Annotated in this window: 12 protein-coding genes and 1 pseudogene; 6 read left to right on the forward strand and 7 right to left on the reverse strand. The window is 58.9% G+C overall.

Annotated features, from left to right (window positions below):
* Nucleotides 1–85 precede the first annotated feature (85 nt).
* The 6 genes from ACEW8J_RS08570 (at nt 86) to ACEW8J_RS08595 (ending at nt 7,301) form a co-directional block, all read left to right on the forward strand.
* The gene (locus tag ACEW8J_RS08570) at nt 86–2,080 is read left to right on the forward strand and encodes an acetyl-CoA carboxylase biotin carboxylase subunit (RefSeq protein WP_373491218.1); all 1,995 of its coding nucleotides are present in this window, start codon (nt 86–88) and stop codon (nt 2,078–2,080) included.
* An 84-nt stretch (nt 2,081–2,164) separates the two neighbouring features.
* Nucleotides 2,165–3,319, forward strand: coding sequence for an NAD(P)H-dependent flavin oxidoreductase (locus ACEW8J_RS08575; protein WP_373491219.1), 1,155 nt, complete (start codon nt 2,165–2,167; stop codon nt 3,317–3,319).
* A gap of 91 nt (nt 3,320–3,410) precedes the next feature.
* Nucleotides 3,411–4,568 (forward strand): CaiB/BaiF CoA transferase family protein, encoded by a 1,158-nt coding sequence (locus ACEW8J_RS08580; RefSeq protein WP_373491220.1) that lies wholly within the window; start codon nt 3,411–3,413, stop codon nt 4,566–4,568.
* Between the two features lie 89 nt (nt 4,569–4,657).
* Nucleotides 4,658–6,298: an acyl-CoA synthetase gene (locus ACEW8J_RS08585; RefSeq protein WP_373491221.1), complete on the forward strand. Its 1,641-nt coding sequence runs from the start codon at nt 4,658–4,660 to the stop codon at nt 6,296–6,298.
* Between the two features lie 94 nt (nt 6,299–6,392).
* Nucleotides 6,393–7,100, forward strand: coding sequence for a diacylglycerol kinase family protein (locus tag ACEW8J_RS08590; protein ID WP_373491222.1), 708 nt, complete (start codon nt 6,393–6,395; stop codon nt 7,098–7,100).
* A 69-nt stretch (nt 7,101–7,169) separates the two neighbouring features.
* Nucleotides 7,170–7,301, forward strand: a complete 132-nt coding sequence (locus ACEW8J_RS08595; RefSeq protein WP_373491223.1) for a hypothetical protein — start codon at nt 7,170–7,172, stop codon at nt 7,299–7,301.
* 4 nt (nt 7,302–7,305) lie between these two features.
* Here the strand turns inward: ACEW8J_RS08595 and ACEW8J_RS08600 are convergent, their stop codons facing one another.
* The 7 genes and pseudogenes from ACEW8J_RS08600 to ACEW8J_RS08630 all read right to left on the reverse strand — a co-directional run.
* On the reverse strand, nt 7,306–8,196 hold the full coding sequence (locus tag ACEW8J_RS08600; protein WP_373491224.1) for an alpha/beta fold hydrolase: 891 nt from the start codon (nt 8,194–8,196) through the stop codon (nt 7,306–7,308).
* A 76-nt stretch (nt 8,197–8,272) separates the two neighbouring features.
* Nucleotides 8,273–11,002, reverse strand: a complete 2,730-nt coding sequence (locus ACEW8J_RS08605; protein WP_373491225.1) for a collagen binding domain-containing protein — start codon at nt 11,000–11,002, stop codon at nt 8,273–8,275.
* 59 nt (nt 11,003–11,061) lie between these two features.
* Nucleotides 11,062–11,904 carry a molecular chaperone gene (locus tag ACEW8J_RS08610; protein ID WP_373491226.1) on the reverse strand — a complete coding sequence of 281 codons (843 nt, stop codon included), beginning with the start codon at nt 11,902–11,904 and terminating at the stop codon, nt 11,062–11,064.
* A 229-nt stretch (nt 11,905–12,133) separates the two neighbouring features.
* The gene (locus tag ACEW8J_RS08615; protein ID WP_373491227.1) at nt 12,134–12,625 is read right to left on the reverse strand and encodes a DUF4402 domain-containing protein; all 492 of its coding nucleotides are present in this window, start codon (nt 12,623–12,625) and stop codon (nt 12,134–12,136) included.
* 266 nt (nt 12,626–12,891) lie between these two features.
* Nucleotides 12,892–13,839 (reverse strand): ParB/RepB/Spo0J family partition protein, encoded by a 948-nt coding sequence (locus ACEW8J_RS08620; protein ID WP_373491228.1) that lies wholly within the window; start codon nt 13,837–13,839, stop codon nt 12,892–12,894.
* Nucleotides 13,839–14,621, reverse strand: a complete 783-nt coding sequence (locus ACEW8J_RS08625; protein WP_373491229.1) for a ParA family protein — start codon at nt 14,619–14,621, stop codon at nt 13,839–13,841. Before ACEW8J_RS08625 ends, ACEW8J_RS08620 begins: the two co-directional genes overlap by 1 nt.
* 28 nt (nt 14,622–14,649) lie before the next feature.
* Nucleotides 14,650–14,879 (reverse strand): annotated as a pseudogene (locus ACEW8J_RS08630) (16S rRNA (guanine(527)-N(7))-methyltransferase RsmG); the annotation flags it as partial.

The following is a 14,879-nucleotide window of genomic DNA, read 5'->3' on the forward strand; positions in this document are numbered from 1 at the left end:
TCGTCATCCTGAGCCTTTTTCAGGATCTTTCGCCTTCATCATCTCACGAGATGCTGAAACAAGTTCAGCATGACGAGGATTATTTATGACAAGAATCAACACGCTCCTGGTTGCCAATCGCGGTGAAATTGCCTGCCGGGTGATGCGCACCGCCAAGGCGCAGGGCATGCGTACGGTCGCGGTCTATTCCGATGCCGATGCCAATGCCCCACATGTCCAGATGGCGGACGACGCGGTGCCGATCGGGCCGGCGCCGGTGAATGAATCCTATCTGCTGGTCGACAAGATCATTCAGGCAGCCAAGGATACGGGTGCCGACGCGATTCATCCCGGCTATGGTTTCCTTTCGGAAAATGCGGCCTTTTCCAAAGCTTGCGCCGATGCCGACATCATCTTTGTCGGCCCGCCGGAAAAGGCGATCGACGTGATGGGTGACAAGGCGCGCTCCAAACGCGCGATGATTGCAGCCGGTGTGCCCTGTGTGCCGGGTTATCAGGGTGATGATCAGGCGGATAACGTGCTCATCAGCGAAGCGGAGAAAATCGGCGTACCGCTGATGGTCAAGGCGGCGGCCGGTGGGGGTGGCCGCGGGATGCGGCTGGTCCATGATCTCGCCGAAGTAGCCAATGCGATCAAGCTGGCCCGCTCCGAAGCCGAAAATGCCTTTGGCAATGGCGAGTTGATCCTCGAGAAGGCGATCATCAAGCCGCGCCATGTCGAGATCCAGGTTTTTGCCGACAGCCATGGCAACACCATCCATCTCGGCGAACGCGATTGCTCGGTGCAGCGCCGGCACCAGAAGGTGATCGAGGAAGCCCCCTGTCCGGTCATGACGCCAGAACTGCGCGAGCAGATGGGCGCGGCGGCGGTGGAGGCCGCCAGAGCGGTTGACTATGTCGGTGCGGGTACCGTCGAATTTCTGCTCGACCAGTCGGGTGCCTTCTATTTTCTTGAAATGAACACCCGGCTGCAGGTCGAGCATCCCGTGACCGAGGAAGTCACCGGTCTCGATCTGGTCGCGCTGCAGCTGAAAGTTGCGTCAGGCGACTTGTTGGGCCTCGAACAAGAAGACATCACCCTCACCGGCCATGCGATGGAGGTCCGGCTTTATGCCGAGGATCCGGCGGATGATTTCCTGCCCAGTACCGGCCCGGTCCATTTGTGGAAACCGTCCGGCCTGTCGCGGGTCGATAGCGGGATTGAAAGCGGCGGCGAGGTTTCGCCCTTTTACGATTCGATGGTCGCAAAGATCATCACCCATGGGGCCACCCGCGACGAAGCCCGGCGGCGGATGATCAAGGCCTTGTCGGAAACCGCCCTGTTCGGCCCGAAAACCAATCGCGACTTCCTGATCGATGCGCTCGACCGGCCCGATTTTGTGCAGGGCGAAGCGACGACTGCGTTTATCGCCGAAAATTATGGTGAAGATGGTGTCGATCTCGGAGCCCATGATTTTTCCTCCTACGCAATCGCTGCGGTCATCCATCACAAGTTGCGACAACAGGCAGCGCACAGGCTGGCGCTTAACGTCAATCCGGAAATGCTCGACTGGTCAAACACCGGTGCGCTGGAGACCGTGGTGCAATATGACGATGGCGAGGATGGCCAGACCATCCATGTCCACGTTGATCGCCCAGGGCAGTATCGAGTCATGTCGGGTGACGACGAAGTCGATATTTTCTTGATGGGCCTGACCGCTGACCGCGCGAAATTGCGAGTGGACGGACGCACCGTCGAAGCCATTTATTTTGACGATCACCGCACCCTCTATCTCGCGCTGCCCAGCCGGTCGCTGACTGTCACTGACCTGACCGGCCTCAGCGCGATGGAAGAGGCTGGCGGCGGCGGCACCGTGGTCGCGCCGATGCACGGCCTGCTGCTCGAGATATTGGTCGAGACCGGTGCCCGGGTTGCCAAGGGCGACAAGCTGGCGGTGCTCGAGGCGATGAAGATGCAGCATGAAATTCTTGCCGAGATTGACGGAACGGTGGAGACTGTCGCGGCGACCGCGGGCAAGCAGATTGCGGCGGATGATCTGATCCTGGAGATTGTCGCGGATGAGGAAAACGAAGAAGCATGACCCCTGCCGTTTGCCCTGATCCGATGAAGGGCAGGTCATGCGCAAACATGCTTCGACAGGCTCAGCACGAACGGAAACAAACCAATGAACAATAGAATCTGCGACCTGCTCGGTATCGAATTTCCGCTTCTCGCTTTCTCCCATTGCCGCGATGTCGTGGCGGCTGTCTCGCGGGCCGGAGGCATGGGCGTGTTCGGCGGCGTCAATTGTTCGCCGGAAATGCTGGAGGAAGAGCTCAGCTGGATCGACGCCCATGTCGATGGCAAGCCTTATGGCCTGGACATCATCGTCCCGAACAAGGTTGAAGGAAAAGGAGAGCAGCTGGATCAGAACGCCGTGCTCGCGATGATCCCGGAAGAAATGAAACGTTTTACCGATGCGATCCTGCAACGCCACGGCGTCGATGCCGGGCGTATCGCCGAAGATATTGATGCGATCCGCCGGGAGCAGGTCGCCTTTACCGACAATCTGCGCGGCGGCACCGCGGCGGCAATTCTGGAAGTCGCCTTCCGGCACCCGATCGGGCTGGTCGCCAATGCCCTCGGCATTCCACCGCAAGTGATGCTCGACCTTGGCAAGAAGCACGATGTTCCGGTCGCGGCGCTGATTGGCACGAAAGAACATGCGATGACCCAGGTGGCCGCCGGGGTTGATATCATCATCGCGGTCGGCGGTGAAGCGGGCGGTCATACAGGCGAGATATCGACCATGGTGCTGATCCCGGAAGTCTGCAATGCGCTGGCCGCAATCGACGATGAAACCCCGGTGCTTGCTGCCGGCGGCATCGCCACCGGTGCGCAAATGGCAGCAGCCATGGCCATGGGCGCTAGCGGCGTCTGGTGCGGGTCGGTCTGGCTGACCACGGTCGAGGCGGAAACCAATCCGGTGGTGAAGGAGAAGATGCTCGCAGCGACATCGCGTGACACGGTCCGGGCCCGGTCCCGCACCGGCAAACCGTCGCGGCAGCTGCGCTCGCCCTGGACCGACGCATGGGAAGCCGACAATGCGCCGACACCGCTGCCGATGCCGCTGCAGTCGCTGGTGGCGGAGCCGCCGCTGCGGATGATCGACAAGCTCAGCCAGGGTGACAATCAGGGTGCCAAGGATCTTGCCACTTATTGGGTCGGCCAAGGCGTTGGGCTGATGAACGAACAGATGACCGCGGGGCAGGTGGTGCAGGGCTTCAAGGAAGATTTCCTTACCGCCTTTGAACGCCTGTCAGCCAATCTGGACGAATGACACTCTCCTATCCATCCTGAGCTTGTCCAGCGTTGATTAGCGCCATATGCTGATCGGGCTCTGCTTGAACGGAGTCAGGATTGAGGATCGCATGACAGCAACAACGCAGCCCCTGGCCGGGATCAAGGTCGTCGAATTTTCCACCATGATCACGGCTTCGCTGGCGACGATGATGTTCGCGCAGCAGGGCGCCGATGTGATCAAGGTCGAGCCGCCCGGAATCGGTGATCCGATGCGCTGGCTGGGTAGCCAGAAAGCGGGTATTTCCGGTCTGTTCCACAATTGCAACCGCGCCAAGCGGTCGATCACGCTCGATCTCAAATCTGTAGAAGATGTCGCAGAAGCCCGTCAGCTTTGCCTGCAGGCCGATGTGGTGATCCACAATTATCGGCCGGGGGTGATGGACCGGCTGGGGCTGGGCAGCGATTCGCTGCGTGACGAAAAGCCGGAGCTGATCTATTGCGCGATCACCGGTTTTGGGCATGAAGGGCCGCTGGCGAACCGCCCCGCCTATGACCATGTGATGCAGGCCATGGCGGGATTCATGACCTTGCAGGGTCATCCCGCAGGCTTTGCCTATGTCAAAACCCTGATCTGCGACAAGGTCACCGCCTATACCGCAGCGCAGGCGATTACCGCTGCCCTGTTCGCCCGCGAACGCACGGGCAGCGGCCAGCATATTGACCTGTCGATGCTCGAAAGCTGTATCGCCTTGCTCTGGCCGGACGGCGGCATGCACATTACGTTTCAAGATGAGGATGTCGCCCATGGTGCCCCTTTCGCCGACTATTACCAGCTGCCGCTGCGAACAACCGACGGTGCCATTGCATATGCCGCGATGACCGACGCCCATTGGGAGACGGTATTCGATATGGTCGGCCGCGCCGATCTGAAGAGCGTGGAAAAATATAAGGGCATGGCCAATCGCAGCATCCATATGGCAGAATTGGCGTCGATCATCGCCAGCGAAGAACCCCGGCTGACCAGTGCCGAGATGGTCGCCGGCCTCGCCGAACAGGATGTGCCGGCCGCTGCCTGTCTGTCACTCGCGGATTTGCCTACCCATCAGCAGGTGCTGGCAATGGAAATATTTGAAATATGCGATCATCCGCTGCTCGGCCAGGTGCAGCATGTCACGCCGCCAGCGCGATTCGGTGGCAGCAAGCTTTCACCCTGCGGCCCCAGTCCGGCACTGGGTGAACATAGCGCGGAAATCCGCGCGGAACTGGCCGCTGTCACCCAACCATAGACAGCGTCGATTGAGTCCGGGCATCTACCAGTGGTTGCGTAAACTTGCGATGTGATTATTCTCCCAAAAAATAATCGGGAGAGATTCGTATGACCTGGCAAATGGCCGATATCTGGGAGAATATTGCAGAATCGATTCCGGACAAACCGGCGATCATCGATGGTGACAAGCGCTATAGCTGGGCCGAATATGAAAATCGCGCTGCCCGGGTCGCCCAGGTGCTGTCCGACCATGGTCTCGAGGCCGGCGCGAAACTCTCGATCTATTCCTATAATGCGGCAGAATATCTGGAGACCCAGTTCGGGGCGTTCAAGGCGCGCATCTGCCCGGTCAATGTCAACTACCGCTATCTGGAAGCGGAGCTGACCCATGTGATCAACAACAGCGACAGCGAGGCTCTGGTATACCAGGCGCAATTCGCCCCGCGCGTCGCAGCGATCCGCGACCAGCTCGAACAGGTCAAACTGTTCCTCGAAATCGACGACGGATCGGGCGAGCATCTCGACGGTGCGGTCTCTTATGAAGAGGCACTGCAAGAGGCAGAGCCGATGCCGGTGATCGAACGGTCAAATGACGATCTGTACATGCTCTATACCGGCGGCACCACCGGCATGCCCAAGGGCGTGATGTATGATCACCAGACCTTTGCCAGCGCGTTGCTCGCCAAAGGTTTCGAGATGCGCATGATGACACCGCCATCTGATGCCTCCGACTTCGGCCCACTGGTCCAGCAGCTGCATGCCGCCGGTGCGGTTTCGCGCGCGATACCCGCCTGCCCGCTGATGCACGGCACCGGCATGTGGATTGGCGCAATGATTCCACACAGTCTGGGCGGCTGCGTGATCCTGTCCGACAACAGTCATTTCGACCCCGCCGCGCTGTGGCAGTTGGCCCAGGACGAGAAGGTTACCGATATCACCATTGTCGGCGACGTCTTTGCCAAGCCAATGCTGGCAGCGCTTGATGATGCCAAGGCGGCAGGACAAGCCTTTGATCTGTCATCGTTGGCGATGATGGGGTCTTCGGGCGTGATGTGGTCGGCCGAGGTCAAGCGGGGGCTGCTCACCCACTTGCCGCATATGGCGATTGTCGACAGCATGGGTTCGACCGAAGGCAGCATGGGCGTTTCGATCACCACCGCGGAAAATGTCGATACCGATCAGACCGCCAAGTTCGATATGAACCCGACAACCAAAGTCCTGACCGAAGAAGGCAAACCCGTAACACCGGGTTCGGGAGAAATGGGCCTGATCTGCAACGGCGGGATGGTGCCACTCGGCTATTACAAGGACGAAGCCAAGAGCGCAGAAACCTTCAGAACCTTCGACGGCGTCCGCTATTCGATTCCCGGCGACTTTGCGACAGTCGAGGCGGATGGCTCGATCACCCTGCTGGGACGCGGCTCTGCCTGCATCAACAGCGGCGGCGAGAAAATCTTCCCCGAGGAAGTTGAGGAAGCGTTGAAGACGCATGAGTCGGTCTACGACTGTCTGGTTATCGGCCTGCCCGACGAACGCTTTGGCCAGAAGGTGACGGCGATATTGTCAATGGCCGACGGGGCCCGGTTTGACGAAGCGGCGCTGGCCGCACATGTCCGCACCAGACTGGCCGATTACAAGGCTCCCCGTGCTTTTGTCCTGGTCGATGAGGTTCCGCGCGCCGCCAATGGCAAGGCGGGTTACAAGGCCGCGAAAGAGATCGCATTGCAGCGTCTGCAGGTGCCAGCATAGGGCTGCGGGCGGGTAGCGGCCCTTCGGGGCGCTTGATAATTTGCTTGCCGATCAACGATTGACGGACCGCCCTCCACCCGGCCATGGAAGGTCGATGCTGGTCGAGCTCATCCACAATCCCGCCTCCGGCACCCATGACGAATTTCGTCTCGATGTTCTCTCCCATGCGTTTCAGGCGTGCGGAGCGCAGGTGCGGCTGGGCCGGACCGAGCAAAGCGGCCGTTTCGAAATATTTCCGGAATGCGATCTGGTCTGTGTGTCTGGCGGAGATGGGGCCCTGCGGCTAGTCGTCGCATCAATGGCCAAATCAGGCCTGACCAAACCGCTGTGCGTCTTCCCTGCCGGCACCGTCAATCTGGTAGCGAGAGAACTCGGCTATTCTTCCGATCCCGAAAAATTCGCTCGCGAGATCATGGCGGGTTTTCTTGCCGGGGACAAAGCCCGGCTACAGGCGCCGCTGGTCAGCAGCGACAATATGCCCTTTGTCGCATGCATCAGCGCCGGCCCGGATGGCCAGGCAGTCGCCCGCCATAGTCCGGCGCTAAAGAAGCGCATCGGTGGGGTCGCCTATGCCTGGTCGCTGGTGCAGCTGCTCGCTGACTGGCCCCAACTGCGCTTTTCCCTGCTGGTGGATGGCCCCGACGGAACCCGTACGCAGCTAACCAGCGCTGCCTTCTACGTGATCAAGGCCCGTCATTATGCCGGTAACTGGACGCTGGCTCCGGCCGCTACGATGGCATCAGAGCTGTTCCATATCATCTCGCTCGGCCAGGCGCGGCGTCGGGATTTCTTCCGCTTTTAGGCCGCCGTCGCACTGGGCCGCGATCCGGCGCGGCTTGATTTTGTCCAGTCCCTGCCCGCGCACAGTCTCGTGATAACGGCAGAAACCGAACCATCGCGCCTGGCTGCCTTTCAGGTCGATGGCGACATGATGGCGGCACAACCGAGCGAAATCCGGATGTCTGGCGGCACGATCACTTACTGCCTGCCAGTCCCTGAATGACCCGTCAGACCGCTCGGCAATGGCCTGCGATCAGATCAACCATTTCCGGCAATTTGCTCGGCGGCAGATCATGGCCCATGCCCTGGACCAGTTCGAAACGGGCATTTTTGACATTGGCCGCAATATCCTGACCGCAAGCGAACGGAATAAGCGGGTCATCAGCGCCGTGAATGACCATGGTCGGCACGGCAATCCGGTTGGCCACCGGCCGCAAATTGCCGGTATCGATAATCGCTGCCATCTGGCGCTTCGGTCCGGGCGGATAAAAGGCACGCTCCTGCGCCAGTTTCATCATCGCCCTGCGTTCTTCGGAACGGCTGCGGCCTTCCTCCGATGCGATCAGCGACGAAAAGGCCAGCCCCAGTTCCAGTGCCTCGTCCGGAGTCCGCGCTTTCGCTCGCGCCGTCTGCATCAGCACCTTGCGCACTTCGGCCTTGGCGCCGGGAAGGCCCGGGCCGTTGGTCGAGGACATGATCGGGGTAAAAGACAGCACCCGATCGTCATGGTCCGCCGCCATCAGCTGCCCGATCATGCCGCCCATCGACGCGCCGACAATATGCGCACGTTCAATTTTGAAGGCATCGAGCACACCGATCGCATCTTTTGCCATGTCGCTCAGATTATAAGGAGCCATCTGGCGCCGCGGGAAAAATCGCTTGGCAATCAGCTGCCGGATCGGGTTGGGCCCTCGCACACCATCAAATTTATAGGATAGTCCGACATCGCGATTGTCAAAGGTGATGACCCGAAACCCCCTGTCGACCAGACCATGAACAAAATCCATCGGCCAGTAGATCAGCTGGGCAGTATAGCCCATGACCAGCAATATGGCAGGATCTTCAGCTTTACCGTGATCTTCGGCTTCGATATTGATACCATTGGCGATGACTTGCATGGGTTGTTCCTGATCGACACGAAAGCAGGATCAGTAACAGAAAATGCAGACGTTACAAGAACCGCAGTCTTCCCCTTCAAGGACTGATTTCCTCATTTGATCGCGCAACATGCGCCATATGGCCGAGACTGCCAACCGCCACTGCCCCCAGCCGGGCCACCTGATTGTCTTCATCTACCACTATACGCGCCGCAAGCATCGCCGGCGCCTGGATCGCCTGCGCCGACAAGCTGGCGATGCGCAGGGTATATTGGTCGTACGGCACACCATCGAACAGGAAGAACCCGTCAAACTCGGTCTGGGTCTCACGTATCACACGGCCTTCGAGATCAAGGAGTTCCAGACCGACGCCGGCGATCGTGCCGCCGCCGCTGCGGATCAGGGTACCCTCGACTTCGCCGGCACTGACCAGCGGTAACTCGACCGTCATTGCAACGCCGGGACGCGGGGTGATCACGACACCGGGTGAGGCGGGCTGGACATAGGGATTGGGCAGGCTACTGCTGTCAATGCCGATCAGAACCGGTCGGAACGGCTGCAGATTGTCGATGACCGCGCGGCCATTGACATCGGTGGCAGTCAAGGCAACCGTCTGCCCGCCGGTCAGCTCGACATTCTCCGCCAGTGCTTCACCCGGCTGGCGGATCCCGTCCCGGTTTGTATCATGAAACACGATGGCCAGCGCTTGTCCGTTATTGGCCAGCTTGCTGTTCGAGAAGCGGAATTTGCCGCTGCGCGGATCGGGACCGAGGCTGAATGCAAGATTGAGTCCGGCCGCTATCGATCCATCAGTAGCGGCTTCGGCGCTGGCGCTGAGCGAGAAACGTTCAAAGCGACGAATGATACCGATGCCGGCGCGTCCCCGGTCCAGCCCGGCATCATAGCCAAGCTCCGCGCGCCAGTCCGACCGCTCCCCAGCCCGCCATTCGCCGGTAAAATTGACCCGTTCAAAGCGCTTTTCCGGAGCCAGACGGTAGACCGCTTCTCCGCGCAGCCGGACCTTCCCGATCCGGCCATTGGCGAGCAGCCGGGCGCTGAGACGGGCGGACGGATCGGGTCCGAAATCGCTGAAGCTCTTTTCCCAGTTCAACTCCCCGGTCAGCGACAGCCGGGCCAGATTGAGGGACATTCGGCCAGTTATATCGAGATTGTCACGTCCGTCGGAACGCGTTTCATATTGGGCGTCAATATGCACGGGCACAGCTTTGCTGCCGATCTGGAAACTATGGTCCACGGCCAGACTGTGCCGGGATTTGACATTTTTCTCGATACGGTCGGAGATAAAGCCGCCTTGTGCCCAGACCGATTCAGCGGTGATATAGCTGTTACCAAGCTGGCCCAGCAACTGCCCGCGAAACGCCATGCCGCGGCCAAGGTCCGACGCAGCCGACAATTCCAGCAAAGCCGGCCCGACCGCTCGGCGGACCGATCCTTCCAGATAGTCAAAGCGCTGACCCTCGATCTTCAGGCTGAACAGCGAGGCTGCAACCGAAGTTTTGGCGTTGAGCCCGCGCTCCAGCCCGAAGCCTCCCCGCCAACCGGCCTGACGTAGCGGCAAAGCCTCGCCAAGCTGGATAAGATCCTCGCCGGCTTCGTGAATCCCGGCCCAATAATAGGTTTTTCGGGGGGGAATGGAATCCAGACCCACCGGAATGACCTTTGTCTCGCGACGGACCTGGCCCTGTGGCCCATAGAGCACAACTTCGAAGCGATTCTGGCCGTAGAGCAGCGGCACATCGATAAATTCATAGCGACCGTCGGTGCGATTCTCGGCAAAGGCCAGCAACTGGCCGTTGCGATAGAGTTCGGCGTCCCAGCCATTCGGCAATTCTCCCCGGAAACTGGTACGGTCGAAATTGTCAGGCCGGTCGACCGGACGATTGGTCACCAATGCGCCGCGACCAGCCACAGACTGGGACACCAGTGGGGTGGAGAATGTCGATACATCGCCGAGTGCGAAATGGGTTGCCTTCAGTGGTCCGAGCAATGCACCTTTGGGATCGGTGCGATAGGCCCGAACCCGCAGATTTTCCGGCACACCGCTGCTGTCCGAGGAAAGCCGGGCATCAAAGCTGGCCTTGCCGACTTCGCCGGAAGCGTAAAGCTCGTAGCGCAGGTCAAATTGTTGCCCCGATCTTTTGTCTCTCAGGCCTCCGGCCGATATCACCGCATCCACCGACGGCGTTCGCCAGAATTTATATGGCTCGGTTGATTGGGGAAGAGCGGACAGATCGAAACTCTTGCGGGGCCGGATTTTGGCGGCCTGTTCCTTGCGCGCCAGTGCACGCTCAAACGGCAGCTGGCTGTCGGATTTGATCGTCAGCAAGGCATTGGAAAGATCAGGGGTGAAATTGATGTCAAACCAGTCCGACAGGCTGTTCACATTGACACACCAGCCTTCCGGCACGTCATGAATCTGCCCGGACAGCAGTTTCCTTCTGTCGTTCACCTTTTGTACCATATCATTGTCGCGGTCGATCGTCAGCGTCTGGCTTTCGGAAAAGATCCAGCCAGTTGCGCGGCGCGACTTTTTATCGAGACGAAGGGGAATATCCATGGCGATAATGATATCGGCGAGATCCACGCAGACACCATTGTCGGTCTGATAGCCTCGGACACCATTGCCAAGCCGATAATTGCCAGACCGCAGATCAAACAACAGAGCATCATCATCACTGGCAGACCAGTTGCTGTCCGCATGCACCGGACCTGCCACAAACAGCGAAGCCGCCAGGATCGCAATGATCCCGGCGGTTCTGGCCAGTGCCGCGAAGCCCTGGTTGATGATATTATGGCGTTGTCCCATGACTAGCATCATGACTCGTTGGCGGTGTGAAGCCAGTATAAGTCATTGATAGATAGTATTTATCTTATTACCATGTCGGACTGCGCGATTAGCGCGCCGCCATCATTTGCCGATTCATAATATGCCACCGAAATCGGGCCGCTGAGTTGGGCGGCAATTTCCGGTGGCACCGGCAAGGTGACGGTCCGCTTGGTCACTTCCGGATAGACGGCGATGCCGCGGGCAATCATGACCGGCTCGCTGACACCTGGTTTCGTGATCCGGATCTCGCCATAGGTGGACCGATCGCCCGACCGGCTAAGGTCGAAGGCAAAGGCCTGGCCATCGACATCCTTCTCCATCCGGCCATTGGCGATGGCTGCCGTCGCCTGCAAATTTCCGTAGCGAACGATGATCGGTATGGTGACGCCATAGATAGGCGTGAGCGCGATGGTGAAACCGCCATCCGGTACTGTTTCGTCGGTCACGGAACGGGCTTGGGGAATGGCGCGGAACAGCAGATGCACCCGATATTCACCGTCGGCCAGACCTTCAGGCGCGCGAACGCCCAGTCGAATGGCCTGCGGCTGATTGGGGGGTAGAACGACGCGGCGGGGCGCATAACGGATCATCGCCTGGGCCGCTTGTTCTATTTCATTGGCCTGATCTTCGCTGACTTCTTCGAGGCGGCCGTCGGCTGTCATCCGGCGCAACTCCAGCGAAATCCGGTAGGTTGCGGTTTCCGATCCGATATTATTCAATATCACTTCGGTGCCGCGCTCGCCGTCGAGCACGACACGCGTCGGTGCAACCAAAAGATCGCCTGCGGCCTTTGCCGGCATGCTTGCCCATGTCATCGCTGATGCAAGGGCGGTCAATCCGATGCCCCATGTCTTCAATATTCTGTAACCCTGGTCGGTCATGATATTCTCCGTCTTTGCTGGTCGTACGGATAGGCGTGTCTTGAGCGCCTGTTCCCCGCCCCTCTTATGAACAAAGAGGGTTACCAAAGCGCTAACCATGGGTGATTTATGCCATTGCGCACTCGGCAAACTGGAACCGTCCGGACATGGAAAACCCGCTCGCGACTGCGGTCGCAAGCGGGCTCTCGTTCCGACCCGATCGACGGCCCGGGGGCCGGCAGTCCGGTGTCTAGTTGTAGTTGACGGTCACGTTGAACGTACCGGTATAGGCACCATCAGCCTGATTGGCACCGACGTTGAGCAAGCCGCCGACGTTGAAAGAGCCCACGCCGCCGGTCAAGGTCATCGTGGAAACGCTCGAAACGATATTCGCGGTCATGCTGTTCGATCCGCTGTTCAGCGTAACAGTGGGATCCGACGCTACACTAACGGTTTCACCCGCCGTACCGGATACATCAAACCCCGCTGCTGAATAGGCACCCGAACAGACGAGTCCGGCACCGCAGGCACGGCCGCCTGCGCTGACCGATACGGTCGAGGCAGCGGCGCCGGTTACGATCGTACCGAAGTCAAGATCACTGCCGTCGGATGCGACGGTTACCTGCTGCAGAATATTCGCGCGTGCGTCGGCAGATGCGGTTGCAGCATGCGCCGCATTTGCACTCATGACGGAAGCCACGAGCACGGAAGAAGCCAAAGCGGCCTTGATAAGTTTTGACATAGTTACTGGTCCCTATATTTCATTACGTTATTGAAAGGACACATGCGGTGTAGAGACCAAACCCACTGGTCAGCTATCGCCTGCATCAACATTCAGCGGCCCTTATCCTCGGGAAAGAATAAGCCTTTGCTGAAACTCATGGTTAATTCGCTGTTAATTGTTTATCCTATTAATAAACAACGATATAATCCGCGATAGTTTGACAATCACGGCTAGGGAGCCGCAGCGCGATCTGGTGGTTACAACCCGATAGGATGTCGATATTGTTAAATATGCTCGCCGGTAAGCCGCTGGCAAATCAGGTCAAGCTGATCGAGATTGGCATATTCGATCGTCATGTTGCCACCCTGCCCATGCGACTGGATTATCACCTTCAGCCCCAGCAAATCCCCCAGATGGGTTTCGAGTGCCTGAATATCGGCATCGGCCTCCGACAGGGTCGCCCGCTTCTTTGCCGAAGCGGGCTTGTCGCCTGCCAGCGATTTGCGGACCATCCGCTCGACGTCCCGCACAGACAATCCCTGCTTGGCAATTTGCTGCGCCAGTTCTGCGGCATGGGGCGCGTTGATCAGCGCACGGGCGTGGCCCATGGTCAATTTCTCATCGACAACCAGCGCCTTCACGCTGTCCGGCAATTCCAGCAAGCGCATGAGATTGGCAATATGGCTGCGTGACTTTCCGATAATCTCGGCAAGCCGCGACTGGCTGTGGCCGAAATCCTGACTCAGCCTGGCATAAGCCTCCGCCTCCTCAATGACGTTGAGGTCCTTGCGCTGGACATTTTCGACAATTGCGATTTCCAGCGTCTCTTGATCATTGAGGTTGCGGACGACCGCCGGAATTTGGTGCAGGCGCGCGCGCTGGGCGGCTCTCCAGCGACGTTCACCAGCGACGATCTGGAAATTCTTGCCATGCGGGCGCACCACGATCGGCTGGATCACGCCGCGTTGCCGCATGCTGTCCGCCAGTTCATCCAGTGCATCGGAATCAAATGTCTGCCGCGGCTGATCGGGATTGGGCCTTATATCCGATATTGCGATCGAGCGCAGACCATCAATGGCCGTCGATGACGCTGTAGCGTCGGCGACTTCACCGCTATTGATCGGCTCTTCTCTCTGAATGTCTCCGAAAAGACTGTTCAGCCCCCTGCCCAGCCCGGTTGCGCGTTTTGGCGCGTTTTTGCTCTTGTCATTCAAGGCTTGATCGTCAGACATCACGCAGCCACCTTTCGATCGGGCAAGCGCCCGATCAGCTCGCGGGCGAGATCAATATAGGCGACCGATCCGCTGCAGCGATAATCATAGATCAGCGCGGGAAGCCCATGGCTCGGCGCTTCGGAGAGACGGACGTTGCGGGGGATCACGGTATCAAAGACCACCTCGCCGAGACAGGCCCGGACATCATCGGATACCTGTTCGGTCAGCTTGTTGCGGCGATCATACATGGTCAGGACCACGCCCATCACCGAAAGCTGGCGATTAAAGCGGGCACGAATTCGTTCGACGGTTTGCAGCAACTGGCTGAGGCCCTCGAGTGCGAAAAATTCGCATTGTAGCGGTACCAGCAACGATTCGACCGCGACCATTGCGTTCAAGGTGAGCAGGCCGAGCGATGGCGGGCAATCGATCAGCATGATGTCCCATCGACCGTTGTCCGCGGAATCCAGGGCTTTCTTGAGGCGGTGAGTCCGCTCTTCAAATTCGACCAGTTCGACTTCGGCACCGGACAGATCGACGGTGGCGGGAACAATCTCCAGCCCCGGGACCTTCGTCTGGTTGATGCATTCGGCGAGCGGCACATCGTTGATCAGAAGATCATAGCTGCTATTGACCCGATCGCCCTGCGACAATCCCAGGCCTGTGGAGGCATTGCCTTGCGGATCCAGATCGATCAGCAGCACCTTCCAGCCGCTGGCAGCCAGCGCGGTAGCCATATTGATCGCAGTGGTGGTTTTACCCACACCGCCTTTCTGATTGGCTATTGCGATACGAACCATTGTCAGTTCTGCCTTAAAAAACTGGTTTCTAGCCCTTTCCCACCAATATACCGGCGTCCGGATCGGTCAAACTATGTTCCACGTGAAACATTTTTTGCCGTTTTGGCGACAGGCCCTTCAACTCCCTTACCGCATTTTTACCCTTTGGTAAGAGCCAAACCGTCTTTTCTGTGGAAAAGCGGTGCGAAAGTGCGATGAGCCGATCCAGCGGGGCAAAGGCGCGCGCGCTGATAATATCAGCCGGGAAGCTTTCTATAT

The sequence above is a fragment of the Parasphingorhabdus sp. genome, assembly GCF_041748495.1.
GTDB lineage: Bacteria > Pseudomonadota > Alphaproteobacteria > Sphingomonadales > Sphingomonadaceae > Parasphingorhabdus.